General features: G+C 56.7%; 17 protein-coding genes. 10 read left to right on the forward strand and 7 right to left on the reverse strand.

Annotation, left to right across the window (positions count from 1 at the left end; all coding sequences use genetic code 11):
* Positions 1-187 precede the first annotated feature (187 nt).
* On the forward strand, positions 188-802 hold the full coding sequence (locus tag Q672_RS24445) for a DUF924 family protein (protein ID WP_022985093.1): 615 nt from the start codon (positions 188-190) through the stop codon (positions 800-802).
* Positions 803-837: 35 nt separating this feature from the next.
* Here the strand turns inward: Q672_RS24445 and Q672_RS24450 are convergent, their stop codons facing one another.
* From Q672_RS24450 to Q672_RS24460, 3 genes are read right to left on the reverse strand one after another with little or no spacing between them, the layout of a single operon-like run.
* Complete coding sequence (locus tag Q672_RS24450; RefSeq protein ID WP_022985094.1) at positions 838-1,323, reverse strand: DUF4442 domain-containing protein; 486 nt, start codon at positions 1,321-1,323, stop codon at positions 838-840.
* Positions 1,324-1,329: 6 nt separating this feature from the next.
* Positions 1,330-3,900, reverse strand: a complete 2,571-nt coding sequence (locus Q672_RS24455) for a DUF349 domain-containing protein (protein ID WP_022985095.1) — start codon at positions 3,898-3,900, stop codon at positions 1,330-1,332.
* A 59-nt stretch (positions 3,901-3,959) separates the two neighbouring features.
* Positions 3,960-4,850, reverse strand: coding sequence for an acyltransferase (locus Q672_RS24460; protein ID WP_022985096.1), 891 nt, complete (start codon positions 4,848-4,850; stop codon positions 3,960-3,962).
* Positions 4,851-5,159: 309 nt separating this feature from the next.
* Here Q672_RS24460 and Q672_RS34215 point away from each other — a divergent pair, with 309 nt between their 5' ends.
* Positions 5,160-6,020 carry a hypothetical protein gene (locus Q672_RS34215; protein ID WP_158586917.1) on the forward strand — a complete coding sequence of 287 codons (861 nt, stop codon included), beginning with the start codon at positions 5,160-5,162 and terminating at the stop codon, positions 6,018-6,020.
* A gap of 20 nt (positions 6,021-6,040) precedes the next feature.
* Here the strand turns inward: Q672_RS34215 and Q672_RS24470 are convergent, their stop codons facing one another.
* The 3 genes from Q672_RS24470 to Q672_RS24480 form a co-directional block, all read right to left on the reverse strand.
* Positions 6,041-6,703, reverse strand: coding sequence for a TIGR04211 family SH3 domain-containing protein (locus Q672_RS24470; protein ID WP_022985098.1), 663 nt, complete (start codon positions 6,701-6,703; stop codon positions 6,041-6,043).
* A 123-nt stretch (positions 6,704-6,826) separates the two neighbouring features.
* Positions 6,827-7,126 (reverse strand): YciI family protein, encoded by a 300-nt coding sequence (locus tag Q672_RS24475; protein ID WP_022985099.1) that lies wholly within the window; start codon positions 7,124-7,126, stop codon positions 6,827-6,829.
* A 16-nt stretch (positions 7,127-7,142) separates the two neighbouring features.
* Positions 7,143-7,874: a VC0807 family protein gene (locus tag Q672_RS24480; protein WP_022985100.1), complete on the reverse strand. Its 732-nt coding sequence runs from the start codon at positions 7,872-7,874 to the stop codon at positions 7,143-7,145.
* A gap of 150 nt (positions 7,875-8,024) precedes the next feature.
* Here Q672_RS24480 and Q672_RS24485 point away from each other — a divergent pair, with 150 nt between their 5' ends.
* The 6 genes from Q672_RS24485 (at position 8,025) to rluB (ending at position 13,625) form a co-directional block, all read left to right on the forward strand.
* Positions 8,025-8,876 carry a PHP domain-containing protein gene (locus Q672_RS24485; protein ID WP_022985101.1) on the forward strand — a complete coding sequence of 284 codons (852 nt, stop codon included), beginning with the start codon at positions 8,025-8,027 and terminating at the stop codon, positions 8,874-8,876.
* A gap of 92 nt (positions 8,877-8,968) precedes the next feature.
* Positions 8,969-9,592 (forward strand): L-threonylcarbamoyladenylate synthase, encoded by a 624-nt coding sequence (locus tag Q672_RS24490; RefSeq protein ID WP_031226333.1) that lies wholly within the window; start codon positions 8,969-8,971, stop codon positions 9,590-9,592.
* A gap of 126 nt (positions 9,593-9,718) precedes the next feature.
* Complete coding sequence (locus Q672_RS24495) at positions 9,719-10,933, forward strand: tryptophan--tRNA ligase (RefSeq protein ID WP_022985103.1); 1,215 nt, start codon at positions 9,719-9,721, stop codon at positions 10,931-10,933.
* Positions 10,934-10,946: 13 nt separating this feature from the next.
* Positions 10,947-11,879, forward strand: coding sequence for a segregation and condensation protein A (locus tag Q672_RS24500; protein WP_022985104.1), 933 nt, complete (start codon positions 10,947-10,949; stop codon positions 11,877-11,879).
* 2 nt (positions 11,880-11,881) lie between these two features.
* Positions 11,882-12,784, forward strand: coding sequence for an SMC-Scp complex subunit ScpB (gene scpB / locus Q672_RS24505; protein ID WP_022985105.1), 903 nt, complete (start codon positions 11,882-11,884; stop codon positions 12,782-12,784).
* Complete coding sequence (rluB, locus tag Q672_RS24510) at positions 12,777-13,625, forward strand: 23S rRNA pseudouridine(2605) synthase RluB (protein ID WP_022985106.1); 849 nt, start codon at positions 12,777-12,779, stop codon at positions 13,623-13,625. The genes scpB and rluB overlap by 8 nt, the downstream gene beginning before the upstream one ends.
* 71 nt (positions 13,626-13,696) lie before the next feature.
* On the opposite strand, the gene Q672_RS24515 is transcribed toward rluB, so the two are convergent.
* Positions 13,697-14,413 carry a 16S rRNA (uracil(1498)-N(3))-methyltransferase gene (locus Q672_RS24515; protein ID WP_022985107.1) on the reverse strand — a complete coding sequence of 239 codons (717 nt, stop codon included), beginning with the start codon at positions 14,411-14,413 and terminating at the stop codon, positions 13,697-13,699.
* A 124-nt stretch (positions 14,414-14,537) separates the two neighbouring features.
* On the opposite strand from Q672_RS24515, the gene Q672_RS24520 reads away from it, so the two are divergent.
* Positions 14,538-15,380, forward strand: a complete 843-nt coding sequence (locus Q672_RS24520) for an AAA family ATPase (RefSeq protein ID WP_022985108.1) — start codon at positions 14,538-14,540, stop codon at positions 15,378-15,380.
* A gap of 5 nt (positions 15,381-15,385) precedes the next feature.
* The gene (locus tag Q672_RS24525; protein ID WP_022985109.1) at positions 15,386-16,564 is read left to right on the forward strand and encodes a vWA domain-containing protein; all 1,179 of its coding nucleotides are present in this window, start codon (positions 15,386-15,388) and stop codon (positions 16,562-16,564) included.
* The last annotated feature ends 85 nt before the right edge of the window (positions 16,565-16,649 follow it).

A 16,649-nucleotide genomic window follows, 5' to 3' on the forward strand; every position in this document is an offset into this window, starting at 1 on the left:
CCCTCTGTTTCCGTTTTTTCTGGAGGGCGTTATTGAGCAAAACGGAATACAGCAAGACGGCATTCATCCTACTGCAGAAGTACAGCCATTATTACTGGAGAATGCGCTGACCGTTCTTGCGCCGTTGTTGCCCGGGCAATGTCTGTCTGCGCGACAGAACAGTCATAACGCAGGATAGGGCAACCCTATGTTTGATTTGGTATCACCTTGGCAGGAAGTACTCGACTACTGGTTTGAGGACGGCATTGAGCGTGGGTGGCCCAGCCAGCCGGCAATGCGTAAGTGGTTCCGTGCCGGTGCGGGCGATGATGCCGAAATTGAGCATCGCTTTGGCTCAATTGTTGAAGCCGCACTACAGCAAGAACTGGTAGATTGGGAGCGCCAGCCATTGTCGCGTCTTGCCCTGATTCTGGTGCTGGACCAGTTCCCACGCCATATCTTCCGACGAACTCCTCGCGCGTTTTCCGGTGACCACCGGGCCGCTACGTTGGCGGTGGAAGGATTGTCGCGGAGGATGACAGCAAACTTGCCACCCTGTGGACAGGTTTTTTTTGTCATGCCGCTGATGCATGCAGAGGATGAGGATCTGCACGATCTGTGTGTGACATCACTCGAAGCGATCCAGCAAGCCGCCCCGGCGGCGGTCAAGGGCTCCATCGAGGGCCACCTGGTAGCGGCAAGGGAGCACCGGGATATCATTCGCCGCTTTGGCCGGTTCCCGCATCGTAACAAGGTGCTTGGCCGTGACAGCAGTGATGACGAGCGGCTTTTTCTGGAAACGCACTCAGGATATGGTCAGTGAAGAGCGTAGGAGTGCCGGTTGATCAGGCTTAGACATCACGTCCCGGATGCGCTGATTTTGCGGCGAATATAGAGCGTCTTGTTTACCCGTGCCACGCATTCACCATCGTTATCGACGATCTCAACCTGCCATCTGGGCAGGTATTTATCACCGCCTTTGGTTGCCTCACGTATTTCCCTCAGGTCGTCGTCGGTCAACCTGAAATGGGCATGTACCCGGCCCTTGCCGGGCCGGATAAAGTCAATGTCCGCGTGTTTGTCCCACACCACATAATCCCGTCCGAGCACGTTCATAACCATGAGCATGTAAAAGGGATCGACCATTGAGTACAGGCTGCCACCAAAGTGAGTGCCGACATAATTGCGGTTGTACCAATGAAGGCCCATGGAGACTTTCAGTTCCCGGAAGTCTTCGGCGAGATAATCCACGCGAACGCCGGCTCCTAGATAGGGGCCGTAGATGTTCAAAAACCATCGCAGGCCTTTGGGGCTTCGTGCAAAGCGGGTAAGAATATTGCTCACCCTCGGTTACCCGTTACCAGGCTCAAGGACGGCCAGGGCGGCATGCATGCGGCTTTTGGCATTGGTGCAGACTCCACCTTGATGCTGCTCCAGCAGCTTGGTCATTTCGTCCAGCACCGCGAAGCCCTGACGCTTCATGGCGGCAGGCAATGCCTCCAGTTGCCAGGCGAGGCGGCGCTGACGTTCGGGCTCGGGAGAGGGCACACCGGCCAGCGCTTCAAAGGCAACCGCCAGTACCAGATCCTGTTCCTCACATTGGTCCCCGGTAGGCAGCGCCTGCAAGGTCTCTTGCATGGCTTGCCACTGTTCCCATTCGCTCATGCGGTCAAGACGCTCTCTGGCCCGTCGACGTAACTGCTGCAGCTGACGATTCATGTCCCTGGGCAGGCGCAGATCACTGAAGGTATCAATTTCGCTGAGACTGGCAGATAGCTGCTTCGCGTTTTCACGGGAAAAGGGAGCAGCCAGTGTGGATTCCAGTTGGGATAGCGCTTTTTGGGCCTCATCCAGCCGTGCACTTTGCTGGGCTTTTTGGGCGTCGTGGAGGCGATTGCGCTCGTTAAAGACCCGGTCCATGGCGCGCTTGAAGGACTTCTGCATGCCACGATGCACGGAAGGCGGTACCCAGCCGGTATTACGCCACTGTTTTTGTAGCTGCTGGGCCTGTCTGACGGATTCCTGAATCTGAGCCTGTTCAACCGGTAGTGATTGCGCCTGTTGAATAAGACCGTCACGTTGGCTACGGGCCTGTTCGATCCAGTGATTCAGCTTGTCATCCAGATCAGACAGCAGGGCGGAAAACCGTTTCTGCACTTCCCGGTTGTCGGTGAACCGTACTGGTTGAAGCTGCTTCCAATCCCTGGGGGCCTGCTGGCGAATCTGCCAGATGGCTTCCCAGTCCACGTTTTCCCAGCTCTGATTAGCCATGAAGCTTTCGAGTTGCTGGCAAAGCTCCTGTCGCTTTATGAGATTCTGCTGACGCAATGCGTCTTGCTCAGCAAAGTGTGCCTGGCAGGGCAAGTAAGCCTGATCAGTCGCCTGTTTGAATCGGTCCCAAAGTGCCTGGTCTTCGTCCTGATCCGAGCTCATCAGGGCTCGCCATTCGTCATGGAGAGCCTGTATGGCGGTTGCGAGCTCAGGTGGATCCATGCGGGTATCGGCTGTGGCCAGCGTTTCCATTTTCTCGCAAAGCGTCTCTTTCTTTGGCTGGGCTGCAAAACGATGCCAATCCTGTAGTTCTGCTCGGCGTTCGGCCAGCTTGGCCAGCTCTTTGGCAAGAACGCTATCGCTCTCTTCCTCAACGATCGACTCGGCCTTGTGCCAAAGACGGTTGCCATGACGTAGATTGCCTTTGCTGAGCTCGCGTTTGAGTGCCACTAACAACCCCCGGTGAGGCGTCGTGCGGGGTTTGCGGGAATCAGGCCTGGGTGAAGAGGGTGTCGCGGCTTCAGCAATATCCAACAGTGCACTGGGACGAGGGTATTCCGAGGGCCATTGCTGCGACAATTGCTCCAGGGCCTCGGCAGACTCTGCTTCCAGAGCTGCTGTCGCCAGGGAGATCATTTTCTCGAATGCTGCGACCAAATCATTGAAGCTGCGGGTTTCATTTTCATCCGCAGGGCTCTGCTCATGGGCGCTTTGCCATCGACGTTGCTGTGTCGCGAGAGCAGAGCGAAGCTCGCCCAATTGTTGTTCCCAGGTTTGGGAATGGCTCTGGCTGAGCAACTGGTAAAGTGCATGGGCAGAAGCATCTCGCTCTGTCCGGGCAGTATCTCGAAGGGCTTCAAGACGATGCGCTTCCTGTAACGAATTCAGTTGTTCCCGGCATTGCTGGAGGGCCTGGCTGACGCGGGCAGAAAGGTCCGGAGTGGCATTGTCACTGTGTTGTTGCCATTGTTGCTCGAGTTGTTCGAGACGAGGGCCGTACAGGGCATCGGCACGCCGTCGCGCATGTTGCTCAAGGCGGTCAGCGAGGTGCACCACTTTTGCATGCCGCGCTTCCTCTTGCTGTTCTTTTTCCTGAAGGACCCTGGATTGATCCCGGGCCAAACGAACGACACGCTTGTCGCGTCCTTCCCGTGTCAGCCGTTTTAGCGTGGGTAGATGGGAAATCTGCTGGGCCGCAGTTACTCGCAAGGCTTCGCTACGAGCATTGATGGCTAGCTGAAACAGAACGGAAGGGTCGTGTAGACGTTCGATAGCAGCGTGCTGACAGTGTTCGTCAGGACTGTTTTCAGCGATGAACCGTAGTGCGTCATCGTTAGTCGTCAAGCGGATCAGCCGTAGCCGGGTATCCTGATTTGGAGAATCGTCGGTGGTGCCCGCCAATAAGGCCATGATGCGCATCGACGCGGCTTCACGTACTGAGGGGGCTTCATCGCGCTGGTGAATTTCATCAAGAAGTGACAGTTCAATCAGTCTGCCGGCTGCAGCTGCCCGGACCAGGGCGCTGGCGTCTCCTCGTGACAGCTGGGCCAGTATTTGGGCATCGCCACGGGGGCTAAGAAGTTCGATTGCTTTGAGTCGAATGTCAGGGTTGGCGTGTTGCCAGCGGGCTTTACGAAATCGGCCAAACATAGTGTCGCACCCGGTATCCCGGGTTCCTTATTGTGTGAAGCAGTTTCCTTCTCCCGGGGTCACTGCTTCATTCGTGAGGCTATCAGTGCGTCCTTCTCGTCCCAGAGATCTCCAATCCATTGCTGGAAACGGGCGCGGAATTCCGGATCCGATTCGTAGTCACCCTCTGAGGCCCAGGCGGGGATCACCCGCTGTTGCACGATGACGTCCACGACGGGCATAGCGCCACCCAAATAGGCCAGCAAGGAGCGCGGTGCACCCGGAGGGTAGATAATGGTCACATCAAGCAGATTTCGCAAATGTCCTGACATGGCATTGAGCGTAAAAGCGGCGCCGCCGGCCTTGGGCTTGAGCAGGTACTGGTAAGGCGAAGCCTGAGAGGCGTGCTTTTTCGCATCAAAACGGGTGCCTTCGAAGAAATTCATCACCGAGGTAGGGAAGTAGGCGAACTTCTCACATGCCTTTCGAGTGGTTTCCAGGTCCTTACCTTTCAATGAGGGATCACGGGCGATTTCATCTTTGGAATACCGCTTCATGAACGGAAAATCAAGCGCCCACCAGGCAAGCCCCAGAATCGGGACCTTGATCAGTTCCTGCTTGAGAAAAAACTTGAGAAAGGGGATGCGTCGATTCGAAACTTTCTGAAGGACAAGAATGTCGGCCCAGGTCTGATGGTTACAGGTGACCAGATACCATTGGTTACGGTCCAGGGATTCCATGCCGCTAATGTTCCAACGCGCCTGGCTGGTGAATGCAGCGATCCCGTTATTGATACCAATCCAGGTTTCGGCGATAAACACCAGCACCCGAGACAGGCCCACTTGGGCAGTATTAAAGGGTAGCACCAGCTTGAGCAGCGCAAAGAAGAATAAAACAGGGCAGAGGATCAGAGTATTGAGAACGATCCCCAAAAGAGCCAGTGAACCGCGAATCTTGTGCCAGACAGTCATAGTCCCGCCATCATCAGTGTGCCAGTGGCGGATGCTAACCAATGGTGTTGGTCTTGTCCCGTGCCGTTTCGGTCATTCTTTTCTCATGAAGATGTTCCGGAGACTGGCAATCCCGGCTATTCTCGCTTCATGAGCGCCAATCTTTGCCGCCAAATATGCGTGCTTTGCTTGCTTTATGGTTCAAGCTTAAACGCAATAGCAGCCGAAGAGCTGAAAGGCGATAGTTTTTCCGTTGACGATGATCCGGGCTACAACCCTTGCCAACATGAGTTGGCATCTCAGGGCTGGGTTGATCGTACCCATGGCTGGATGTCACGCACGGTGTGCGGCCCGAGCCGATGGGTTGACGGCTTTTTCGCTCGCCCTGATGCGGTCTACGGGGATTCTGCCGGCACTCAGGTACGTATCGTCGGTGCCAACCGATGGCAGGACAATGACAATGACAGTACCGAACTGAATGTGCGGGGAAGGGTGGAACTTCCCAACCTGAAGCATCGACTGAGTCTGGTTTTCGATAATGAAAACGATCGTAATGATGAATTGCGAGATGGCCTCGATACCCGTCCTGAAGAAGTCGGCGAGGAGGATGGCGGCTTTCGTAGTGCGTTGCGCTGGGCAGCCAACATGCCCGACCGGATGAATGTCGACATTGATGTCGGCTTGCGCTCTGAAATAAAGACGTTTGTCAGGGCGCGTTATCGCTGGTTCAGCCCCATCGCATCCAGTCCCTGGGCATTTCGTTTCACGCAGAAAGGTTACTGGGAAGATCCGGACGGCTTTGGTACCAGCACCCTGTTCGAGTTCGACCGGCCACTAACGCTGAACACCAGTGTCCGGCTCAGCAGTGAATATGAGCTGACGGAAGAAAATAACGAGCTCAACCGGGATTGGTATTTCAACCAGAACGCCCGCTTTTACTGGCAGCTGGGCCCGAGAACGGGGGTGAGTTACAGCGTTGGCCTGGATGGCTTTACCGATCCGGTCGCGGCGGTTGAAAACTGGCGAACCAGTGTGCGCTTCCGGCAAAGCATCTGGCGTCCGTGGTTCTTCTGGGAGCTTGAACCCTATGTCTATTGGCCCCGTGGGCAGGGCTACAAGGGCATTAGTGGGGTTGTGTTGCGACTGGAAGTACAGGCAGGCCTGCCTCAATGGGAACCCGATGAGTCATGACCTGCCGTGAAGAGTCGCGGTTAGTTGGCCCAACCGCTTTTCGGGCGTCGACCGCCACGTGACCGCAGCAAAAACCCGAAGATCATGCTGATAACAGCAATACCAAAACCAGTCATCCACATCTGTGAGGTGTTGTTGTTACGCAACATCACGTTTTCCGCCTTCAGCTGATCCAGTTCGGAGCGGTACAGGCTAAGCTCCTCATTCAATTGGCGATTGGCTTGATCCAGGCGGATGGGGTCAGAGGCGACTTCCTGTAGTTGTTCCAGTTCGTCACTACGAGAATTCAGCGACTGCTTGAGCTCGCCAGCTTGTTCAGACAGCGCATCGCGCTCTCCCTTGATCTCCGCCAGCTGGGTGCGCAATTTTGCCGCCTCGGCTTTGGCTTGCTCGCTCTCGTTGCGAGCCCGCTCCAACTGAATCGCTGCTGTCGGCGACTGACTGAGGTACTGCTTGCCGATATAACCATCGATATCGCCATAGCGGATTTTCGCCCAGTCACCTTCGAAGCCCATGAACTCAATCCGGGTGCCGCTTTTGATACCCCGGTGCAGAATGCGTCCGCTGGGGTTGGCAGCTGCGCGAATCGGCACATAAATACTGTCATCGACCCAGGCTGCCGAGGCGTGAGCACCTCCCCAGACCATAACCAGTGCCAATACGGCAATCACTCGTGCGAGCATGAATCACTCCTCAATATACAAGTCGCGCAGTCTAGAACACTGCATCAGCGTGCGGCGCTACCATAATCACAAATCGCGCCGCAGGCCGTGGCATCTTTGTAAAAAATCGATAATTCCGGGGGGCTAGGGCAGTACTTTCTTAAAGGGCTTGACCTTCACCCCAGCGTAAACCCCGGCGTCGATGTAGGGATCGGCATCGGCCCATTGCTGCGCAGCCTCAAGTGATTCGAACTCCGCAACGACTAGTGAGCCGGTAAAGCCGGAATCGCCTGGTTCTTCGCTGTCGATAGCCGGGTGGGGGCCAGCGAGAAGCAGCCGGCCCTGTTCTTTCAGGGTCTGCAGGCGAGCGAGATGGGCCTCTCTGGCCTGCTTGCGAAGCGGCAGGGAATTGGCGACATCTTCGCTGATAATGGCGTAAAACATGGTGTTTCCTTTGCGGTTAACCGTTCTTCTGGCCCATCATTTCTTCAAATGACAGCCCGGTGAGTTTGCTGAGACGTCTGAGCAGATAAAAGAGCGCCAGGGCAAAGATGATCATCGACGGAATCACGATGACCGGATAGCTAAGCGCGGTCATCTTGCCAAGCTCCTCGTTAAACGCTGCCGTGCCGGGCGGGCTTTTCAGAAGCACAATGGCCAGCACGTAATTGAGAACCGAGGAGACAAAGAAGGAGCCGGCAATCATCCATGAGGCGACCACCAGGGTGCGCTCGAACGCTTGCTCTGTATTTTTGAAGGCCAGACCCGCCGAGATCTTCTCCAGGTCGAAAAGGGTGTCGTTGTATACCAGTGTGCGCACCAACGGGTAGCGGGTGTACAGCGAGCCTACGGTGGCCAGCCCGAGCAGACCGGGAATGGCGGCTTCCTTGATCGCCATGTACTTGGCATCCAGCTCAAGCAGGCCAATGCCCCCGGTGAGCATGATGCTGACAATGCCCAACCCTGAGTAGAAGTTGATCTTGCGGCTGGTGAGCAGGTCGCGAAGCCCGTATCCAAGCGGGAAGGCCAGGGCGACCACAATGGCCCACTTGGTGCCAAGATAGTCGTCAGTGGACAACTTGCTGAGAATCAACGTGGGAATAATGATGTTGACCAGCAGGTTGGCCAGCATGCTTTCCTTGCGGGGGCTGGCCGCAGAAGCCTGTTTTTCCTGGGGTGTATTGTCTGTCATCGGGATCCGGATGTGTATGGCATGTCACGCCGTGCTGCGTTTGACGCATTGCAGGCGGTGATCGGTAGCGCCTGATGGTAGCGGCATCAGCGCAGTAATTCACCCTGCAATATGGTAACTTACCGACCTGTTTTTGACCCTGAGGTTCCCGTGGATCCATCCGCCCGTTGTTATGATCTTCACAGTCACAGTCTGGCATCAGACGGTGCGCTGGCACCGGCTGCCCTGGTAGACCGTGCGGCGGACTATGGTGTGACGCATCTGGCGCTGACGGATCACGACACCCTGGCAGGGCTTGAAGAGGCACACGACGCGGCGGTGCGTCGCGGGATTACCCTGATTAACGGTATCGAGCTCTCGGTGCGTCACGACAGCAGGGAATTCCATGTGCTTGGGCTTTGGCTGGATACGGACAATGCCCGCCTCAATGACCGGGTGGCAAGCCAGCAGGCTGCCCGGGTGAACCGTGCCCGCGAGATTGGTCGCCGCCTTGACCGGGCCGCCGGGCTGGCGAATAGCTATGAGCGGACCTGTGAGCTGGCGGGGACGGATGCTCCGGGACGCCCCTTGTTTGCCCGTTATCTGGAGCAGGCAGGCCGTGTGCGCAACAGTCGCCACGCCTTCAATCGTTTTCTCAAACAGGGGCAATCCGCCTTTGTGGCGACCCCCTGGTGTACCATGGAGGAGGCGATTGCAGACATCCATGCGGCCGGAGGGCTGGCCGTGTTGGCGCATCCCCAGGCTTATGGCTTTACCCGTAAACGGTTGCGTCAGTTCCTGACGGCATTCAAGTCTGCGGGTGGCGATGGGCTGGAAGTGGCCATGCCCGGGTTGACCCGACAACAGACAGAACTGCTCAACGAGTGTTGGCAACACTTCGATTTGCAGGTGTCTGCCGGCTCAGATTTCCATTCGCCAGAGCAGAAATGGCTGGCGTTGGGGCGTTTGCCCGAGGTGCCTGCAGGTGCGGTGCCGGTGTGGGAAGGGCGCCTGAGCAGTTGATATATGGCACAGCAAAGCCAAATATTTTCAATGTGTTACCGATAACACCTAAAGCTGAATATTAATCCTTAACCGCAAGCGCGCCCGACATTATGACTGACGTACTTTACATTCACCCTGAAACTCCCCAGCCACGTCTTATTCGACAGGCCGTAGAGGTGATTCGCGACGGCGGCTTGATCGCTTACCCGACGGATACGACCTACGCGTTAGGCTGCTGCATCGGTGAAAAGGCCGCGCTGGACCGCTTGATCCGGCTTCGTCAGCTGGACAAAAAGCACCAGTTTTCCCTGTTGTGTCAGGATCTTTCAGTGCTGGCTATCTATGCCAAGGTTGAAAACCCGGATTATCGCCTGCTCAAGGCGCATACTCCCGGCCCCTACACCTTCATCCTCAACGGCACCACAGAGGTGCCCCGTCGTTTGATGGATGCCAAGAAACGGACCATCGGTATTCGTGTGCCGGACCATGCCATCTGCCAGGCCCTGTTGGCAGAACATGGCCAGCCGATCATGACCTCTACCTGCCATTTGCCCAACGACGAGTTCCCGTTAACTGACCCTCAGGATGTGCGCGATTTCCTGCAGGGCAAAGTGGATTTGGTCATCGACGGGGGCTTCTGTGGGGTACAGGAAACCACCGTTATTTCGCTGGTGGACGGTGATGGGCCCGAAGTCATCCGCGAGGGCGCAGGCCCGGTGGACAGCATCTACTGATTCCTGCCTGTATTTTGCACAGTGAGGCGTGTTCAGGGCGCTTTTCCCTGTCCCTGAAGACCCGCTTCACCGTATAATCGCGGGCTTTCCCCTTTGACACCCAAGAACGGGCATAAGGAGTCGATTTTGAGTTCCGTGGTTCCCTCCCAGCGAGTTGTTTCCGGCATGCGCGCCACTGGCCGTCTGCATCTGGGGCATTACCATGGCGTGCTGAAAAACTGGGCGCGCCTTCAGCATGAGTTTGAATGTTTTTTCTTCGTTGCTGACTGGCACGGCCTGACCACAGAGTACGAGAACCCTCAAAAAATCGAGCAACACGTCTGGGATCTGGTTATCGACTGGCTTGCGTCGGGCGTCAACCCGGGTTCTGCCACCCTTTTTATCCAGAGCCAGGTGCCGGAACACGCCGAGCTACACCTTCTTCTGTCGATGATGACCCCGTTGTCCTGGTTGGAAAGGGTGCCGACCTACAAAGACCAGCAGGAAAAACTGCGTGAAAAAGACCTGAGCACCTATGGGTTCCTCGGCTACCCGCTGCTGCAGTCTGCCGATATTCTGGCTTACCGTGCCGGCCAGGTACCGGTGGGTGCAGATCAGGTCGCCCACGTTGAGCTGACTCGTGAAGTCGCCCGTCGTTTTAACCACCTTTATGGCCGCGAACCAGGCTTCGAAGAGGCGGTTGAGGCTGCCATCAAGAAGATGGGCAAGAAACAATCCAAGATTTACCTGAATCACCGCCGCCAGTACCAGGAAAAAGGCGACGAAGCGGCACTGGAAACCGCCCGTGCTCTGGTCGACAACCAGCAGAACATTACCCTGGGCGACAAAGAACGTCTGATGGGCGACCTGGAAGGGGGGGGCAAGGTTATCCTGCCGGAACCCCAGGCCCTGCTGACGCCCGCCTCGAAGATGCCGGGGCTGGATGGTCAAAAAATGTCCAAGTCCTACGGCAACTTCATCAGCATGCGTGAAGAGCCTGCGGACGTAGAAAACAAGATTCGCCGGATGCCCACCGACCCCGCCCGTGTGCGACGTACCGACGCAGGTGATCCGGACAACTGTCCGGTATGGCAATTCCATATGGTGTACTCTGACGACACCACCCGTCAGTGGGTACGTGAAGGCTGCACGAGTGCAGGCATCGGCTGTCTGGACTGCAAAAAGCCCATTATCGAAGCCGTTCAGGAAGAGTTGGAGCCGATTCGCAAGCGTGCCGAGGAGCACCTTCGAAACCCTGACCTGGTACGCACCATCGTCGCCGAAGGCTGTGAAGAGGCCCGCGAGGCGGCCCGTGCGACACTGGAAGAAGTGCGCGCCGTGATGGGCCTCAACTACCGTTAAGGCAGACAGGGACATGTCAGAAACCGTAGAGCCAACCGTCACCGACCAGGCACCACCTGCAGGGCAGCACGCCCAGCAGGCGGAAATGCCCTTCGGGCTGGTGTACGGCAAGGCCATCACCAAGCTACCGGACGATCTTTACATCCCGCCGGATGCGCTGGAGGTGTTCCTGGAGGCCTTTGAAGGTCCCCTGGATCTGCTGCTGTATCTGATCAAGCGCCAGAACCTGGATATTCTCGATATCCCGGTGGCCACCATCACCGCCCAGTACATGGAGTACGTGGAGTTGATGAAGGCCATGAATTTCGAATTGGCCGCGGAATATCTGGTGATGGCCGCCATGCTGGGCGAGATCAAATCCCGCATGCTGCTGCCACGCTACAAGGACGACGAAGAGGAAGAGGGCGAGGACCCTCGTGCAGAGCTGATTCGCCGTCTGCAGGAATACGAACGTTTCAAGAAAGCCGCAGAAGATATCGACGAGCTCCCCCGCCTGGAGCGTGACGTGTTCCCGGCCCAGGCCAAACGGCCGGAATACTCCCGGGAAAAGGCCCAGCCCGATGTGGATATGCGTGAGCTGCTGCTGGCGTTGAAAGAAGTGATGCACCGGGCAGACATGTTCGAGAGCCACCAGGTGTCCCGGGAGAAACTGTCTACCCGTGAACGCATGGCCAATGTTCTCGACAAGCTCAAGGGGCGCGAATTTGTTCCCTTTATCGAGTTGTTCAACCCCGAAGAGGGGCGCCTTGGGGTGGTGGTGAGCTTTCTTGCCATCCTGGAATTGGTCAAAGGCTCGCTGATCGAGCTGGTGCAAACAGAATCGTTTGCCCCGATTCATGTCAAGGCCAAAACTCTGGTAATGGAAGAATCGGAAGTGCTGGCTCAACTGGAAATCGATGATGAGCCCGGTTTTGATGACGACGCCCATGATGGAACCGAGGGGTAAGCGTGGACGCTGAACAGATAAAAAGAATACTGGAAGCGGCGATACTGGTCGCCGAAGGGCCGCTGGACCGTGATGGCATGCTGAGCCTTTTCGATGAAGAAGACCGGCCCAGCAAGCAAGAGCTGGCCAAGCTTCTCGAGTCCATCAGTGAGGATTACGAAGCGCGCGGCATTTACCTGCGCGAAGTGGCGTCCGGGTTTCGTTTTCAGGCGCGTCCGGAGCTGGGCCCCTGGGTCAGTCGTCTGTGGCAGGAAAAACCCCCTCGTTATAGCCGGGCCATTCTTGAGACACTGGCCCTGATTGCCTATCGGCAACCGATTACACGTGGTGAAATCGAGGAAATTCGTGGTGTTTCGGTAAGCTCCCATATCGTAAAGAGCCTGCTGGAGCGAAACTGGGTCAGGGTAGTGGGCCACCGGGATGTGCCGGGACGTCCGGCCATGTTCGCCACCACACGGCAGTTTCTGGATTATTTTGACCTGAAAAGCCTCGAAGACTTGCCGCCGTTGTCCGAGATTCGTGACCTGGACAAGGTCAACGAAGAACTGGAACTCACCGATGTTCCGCCGGTCAATGCATCGCCTGGTGATGACGATGAAGCGCCAGCCGGCGAAGATGGCCGCGGTTTGCTGGATGAAGAACGTGAACACCGCCTGCCCAGTGACCAGGAAAGCTTCCCGGGTCTGGAGCAGGAACCGGATATTGATGAAGAGTCGCTGATGAGCATGGACAATGTCGATGCCGTGCTCAGCAGCTTTGAGCAGGAATTCCGTCGCAAGCCGGCCAACGAGCAAGCTGACGACGATGACGAGCAGGCTGAAAGCCGCGCGGTACTTGCCGAGAGCGAGGCTGACAAAGCAAGTACTGAAGACCGTATAGAGGACAGCCAGAACCGTCATGACTGAAACGGAAAAGCTACAGAAAGTCCTGGCCCGTGCAGGGCTGGGCTCCCGCCGTGAACTGGAAACCTGGATCGAAGCTGGTCGGGTGTCCGTGAACGGCAATGTCGCCACCCTGGGAGACCGGGTGGGACCCGAAGACACCTTACGTGTGGATGGCAGGATTATTAAAGTGAAGGCCGAGGAAGACATCGTTCAACGTGTGATCATGTATCACAAGCCCGCGGGAGAGGTCTGTTCACGCAACGACCCGGAAGGTCGTGCCACGGTGTTTGACAACCTGCCGCGCCTTAATGGCTTGCGCTGGGTGCAAGTTGGGCGTCTGGATCTCAACACCACCGGCTTGCTGCTGTTCACCACCGACGGCGAGCTGGCCCACCGTCTGATGCACCCCTCCAATGGTTTCGTGCGCGAATATGCCGTGCGGGTTCGAGGTGATCTCACCGCGGAAAAACGCCAGGCGATGCTGGATGGTGTGCTGCTGGAAGATGGCGTATCCAAGTTCGAAAGCATTGACGATGCCGGTGGGGCAGAAGAAGGCGCCAACCATTGGTATAAAGTCACTCTGGTCGGCGGTAAATATCGCGAAGTACGCCGCCTGTTCCAGTCACAGGATCTCGAAGTGGCCCGTCTGATGCGGGTACGTTTTGGTGATCTGCGCTTGCCACCCCAACTGCGACAAGGCCGATGGATGGATCTGGACGAGGCCCAGATCAAGAGTCTGATCGACAAGGTCGAACTTAAGGGCAAGAAGTATACGGGTCTGTATGGTCGTGCTCGCCTGCGCCATCAGCGCAATGGCAACCAGCCTCCAAGAAAGGGCCGTCGAGGCCCCTATCGCCGTTAATCGTCAGGGATGTTGCTCTGTTCTGGCAGAGCGCAGCGGGGGCTGATCGTCAGCCCCTTTGTTTTGAAAGGCTACGGAAGTCGTATTACTCGGCCGACCAGGGCTGGCAGGGCGGTTTCCACTCTCAAAATACGTTCACCAAAACTGTGGCAGGCAAACCCCTTGTCGCGCAGCATTTCGACTTCATAGTCTGTCCAGCCGCCTTCGGGTCCAATCGCCAGCGTCACAGCGTCTGTCAGATCGGACGGCATGGCCGGAAAGTCACCCGGGTGGGCGATAAGCCGACGACTGTCACCCGCCCAACCATCCAGCGCGTCTTCAACAAAGGGCTTGAAGCGGGGGGCCAGGGTCAACTCCGGCATGTGCGTATCCCGGGCCTGCTCCAGTCCCAGCAGCATTTTTTCCTGTAACACTTCGGCTTTCAGATTCGGGGTCTGCCAATAGCTCTTGTCCACCTTCCAGCTGTTGATCAACACAATGCGTTTAATGCCGAGGCTGGTGGCATCAATCAGGATGCGTTTGAGCATCTTGGGGCGGGGGAGTGCCAGAAGAAGGTTGAGGGGGAGGGGATCTGCAGCTTCAGAGTCAGGGTTAAAAAAGACCTCTACACCATTGTTTTTAATGGATTCTATTTTTGCCTTCCCGGTGCCTCCATTGAGGATCCCGGTACGCAAGGTGTCGCCCACTGACAACTTCAATACCCCACAGACGTGGCGGGCCTGACGATCGCTCAAGCGCCACAGCCCTTCGGACAGGGCCTGCTCGGGGTGTAATAGCAGCAAATTCATGCCGCGATTATCGCACAGCGTTGACGCAAATCACTGTTTTATTGGCTTTTGCGGCACTATGACGCGGGAAGCCGGGTTGGTAGAGTGTGCGCCTGTCAGAACAACCGTATTTGTGGAGAAAAGCATGCAGTTTCAGGGTACTGATCAATATGTCGCGACAGATGACCTGAAAATGGCGGTAAATGCTGCCATCGCGCTGAAGCGCCCCCTGCTGATCAAGGGCGAGCCCGGCACCGGTAAAACCCTGCTGGCCGAGCAGGTTGCGGCGTCACTGGGGCTGCCGCTGCTGTCCTGGAATGTGAAGTCCACCACCAAGGCTCAGCAAGGGCTCTACGAATACGACGCGGTCTCCCGTCTGCGGGACTCTCAGTTGGGTGCTGAAGGCGTAGAGGACGTTTCCAACTACCTCAAGAAAGGCAAGCTGTGGGAAGCCTTTACCCATGAGGGTCAGGTGGTACTGCTGATTGATGAAATCGACAAGGCCGACATCGAGTTCCCCAACGATCTGTTGCAAGAACTGGATCGCATGGAGTTCTTCGTTTACGAAACCGGCGAGACTATCAGTGCCAAACAGCGCCCGATCGTGATCATCACCTCCAACAATGAGAAAGAGCTGCCCGACGCCTTCCTGCGCCGCTGCTTCTTCCACTACATCAACTTCCCCGATGCCCAGACCATGCAGGCCATCGTGGATGTGCATTTCCCGGAAATCAAAAAGACCCTGGTCAGCGAGGCACTGGAGATCTTCTTCGATCTGCGCAAGGTGCCGGGCCTGAAGAAGAAGCCTTCAACCAGTGAGCTGATCGACTGGCTCAAACTGTTGATGGCCGACGATATCCCGGAAGACATCCTGCGTAACCGCGACACCAAGAGTGCCATTCCGCCGCTGTACGGTGCCTTGCTGAAGAACGAGTCTGATGTGCAGCTGCTGGAACGCTTGGCCTTCATGAACCGCCGCGAAAGCTAAGCCCCATGCTGATCGGATTTTTCGAAAACCTGCGCCGCTACCGGGTACCCGTTACCCTTCGCGAGCTGCTGGATCTGTTTGATGCCCTGCAGGCTCATGTGGCCTTCGGCTCGGTGGATGATTTTTACCTGCTGAGCCGGGCCGTCATGGTCAAGGACGAGAAGTACTACGACCGCTTTGACCAGGCCTTTGCCAATTACTTCGAGGGGCTCGAAACCCTTGAGCCAGACTGGCTCAGCAAGGTGATCCCTGACGAGTGGCTGCGCAAGGAGCTGGAGAAGAACCTGTCCCCTGAAGAGTTTGAAAAGCTCAAGGGACTGGGCAGTCTCGAAAAGATCATGGAAGAGCTGCGCAAGCGGCTGGAAGAGCAACAGAAACGCCACCAGGGCGGCAACAAATGGGTCGGCACTGGCGGCACCAGCCCCTTTGGTGGACACGGTGCCAACCCTGAAGGGGTGCGCATGACAGGCCCGTCGCGCAACAAGCGGGCCGTGAAAGTCTGGGAAAAGCGCGAATTTCGCAATCTGGATGACTCGGTCGAGCTGGGTATCCGTAACATCAAGCTCGCCCTGCGCCGGCTACGCAAGTTTGCCCGCACCGGTCGTGACGAAGAGCTGGATATCGACGACACCATCTCGTCCACGGCCCGCAATGCCGGGCTGCTCGATATCAAGATGCGGCCCGAGCGGGAAAACCGCGTCAAAGTCCTGCTGTTCTTTGATGTGGGTGGCTCCATGGACCCGTACATCAAGACCTGTGAAGAGCTGTTCTCTGCCGCCCGGCTGGAGTTCAAGCACATGGAGTATTTCTACTTCCATAACTTCATCTACGAATACGTCTGGAAGGACAACCGCCGTCGTTGGGACGAAAAGGTGTCCACCTGGGATGTGCTGCACAAGTACGGTAACGACTACAAAATCATCTTTGTCGGTGATGCCGCCATGAGCCCCTACGAGGTCAATTCTGTGGGGGGCAGTGTGGAGCACTGGAACGAAGAGGCCGGTGCCGTTTGGTTCCAGCGGATCAAGGAAACCTACGAGAAGGTGGTGTGGCTCAACCCCGAGCCCGAGCGCGCCTGGCAGATGACCACCTCGACCCAGTGGATCAAGCAATTGTCGGAAGACAAGATGTTCCCGCTGACCATCGAAGGCCTGGAAAAGGCCATGCGGTATTTGAGCAAGTGAGGACGTCTGATACCTGACGAAAAAGGCCGAACAAATGTCCGGCCTTTTTTGTGGGGCTATTGAGCCTTCCCGTAGGAGCGTCGCT

This window comes from Alcanivorax sp. P2S70 (genome assembly GCF_000475295.1).
Classification (GTDB): Bacteria; Pseudomonadota; Gammaproteobacteria; order Pseudomonadales; family Alcanivoracaceae; genus Alcanivorax; species Alcanivorax profundi.

Bases quoted from the DNA above. Each gene is read 5' to 3' on its own strand.
- Q672_RS24460 (WP_022985096.1), bottom strand. From the start codon at position 4,850: ATGACTGTCTGGCACAAGATTCGCGGTTCACTGGCTCTTTTGGGGATC.
- Q672_RS24500 (WP_022985104.1), top strand. From the start codon at position 10,947: ATGTCAGAAACCGTAGAGCCAACCGTCACCGACCAGGCACCACCTGCA.
- Q672_RS24470 (WP_022985098.1), bottom strand. From the start codon at position 6,703: ATGCTCGCACGAGTGATTGCCGTATTGGCACTGGTTATGGTCTGGGGA.
- rluB (WP_022985106.1), top strand. From the start codon at position 12,777: ATGACTGAAACGGAAAAGCTACAGAAAGTCCTGGCCCGTGCAGGGCTG.
- Q672_RS24480 (WP_022985100.1), bottom strand. From the start codon at position 7,874: ATGACAGACAATACACCCCAGGAAAAACAGGCTTCTGCGGCCAGCCCC.
- Q672_RS24520 (WP_022985108.1), top strand. From the start codon at position 14,538: ATGCAGTTTCAGGGTACTGATCAATATGTCGCGACAGATGACCTGAAA.
- Q672_RS24525 (WP_022985109.1), top strand. From the start codon at position 15,386: ATGCTGATCGGATTTTTCGAAAACCTGCGCCGCTACCGGGTACCCGTT.
- Q672_RS24445 (WP_022985093.1), top strand. From the start codon at position 188: ATGTTTGATTTGGTATCACCTTGGCAGGAAGTACTCGACTACTGGTTT.
- Q672_RS24490 (WP_031226333.1), top strand. From the start codon at position 8,969: ATGACTGACGTACTTTACATTCACCCTGAAACTCCCCAGCCACGTCTT.
- Q672_RS24475 (WP_022985099.1), bottom strand. From the start codon at position 7,126: ATGTTTTACGCCATTATCAGCGAAGATGTCGCCAATTCCCTGCCGCTT.
- Q672_RS34215 (WP_158586917.1), top strand. From the start codon at position 5,160: ATGTCACGCACGGTGTGCGGCCCGAGCCGATGGGTTGACGGCTTTTTC.
- Q672_RS24515 (WP_022985107.1), bottom strand. From the start codon at position 14,413: ATGAATTTGCTGCTATTACACCCCGAGCAGGCCCTGTCCGAAGGGCTG.
- Q672_RS24455 (WP_022985095.1), bottom strand. From the start codon at position 3,900: ATGTTTGGCCGATTTCGTAAAGCCCGCTGGCAACACGCCAACCCTGAC.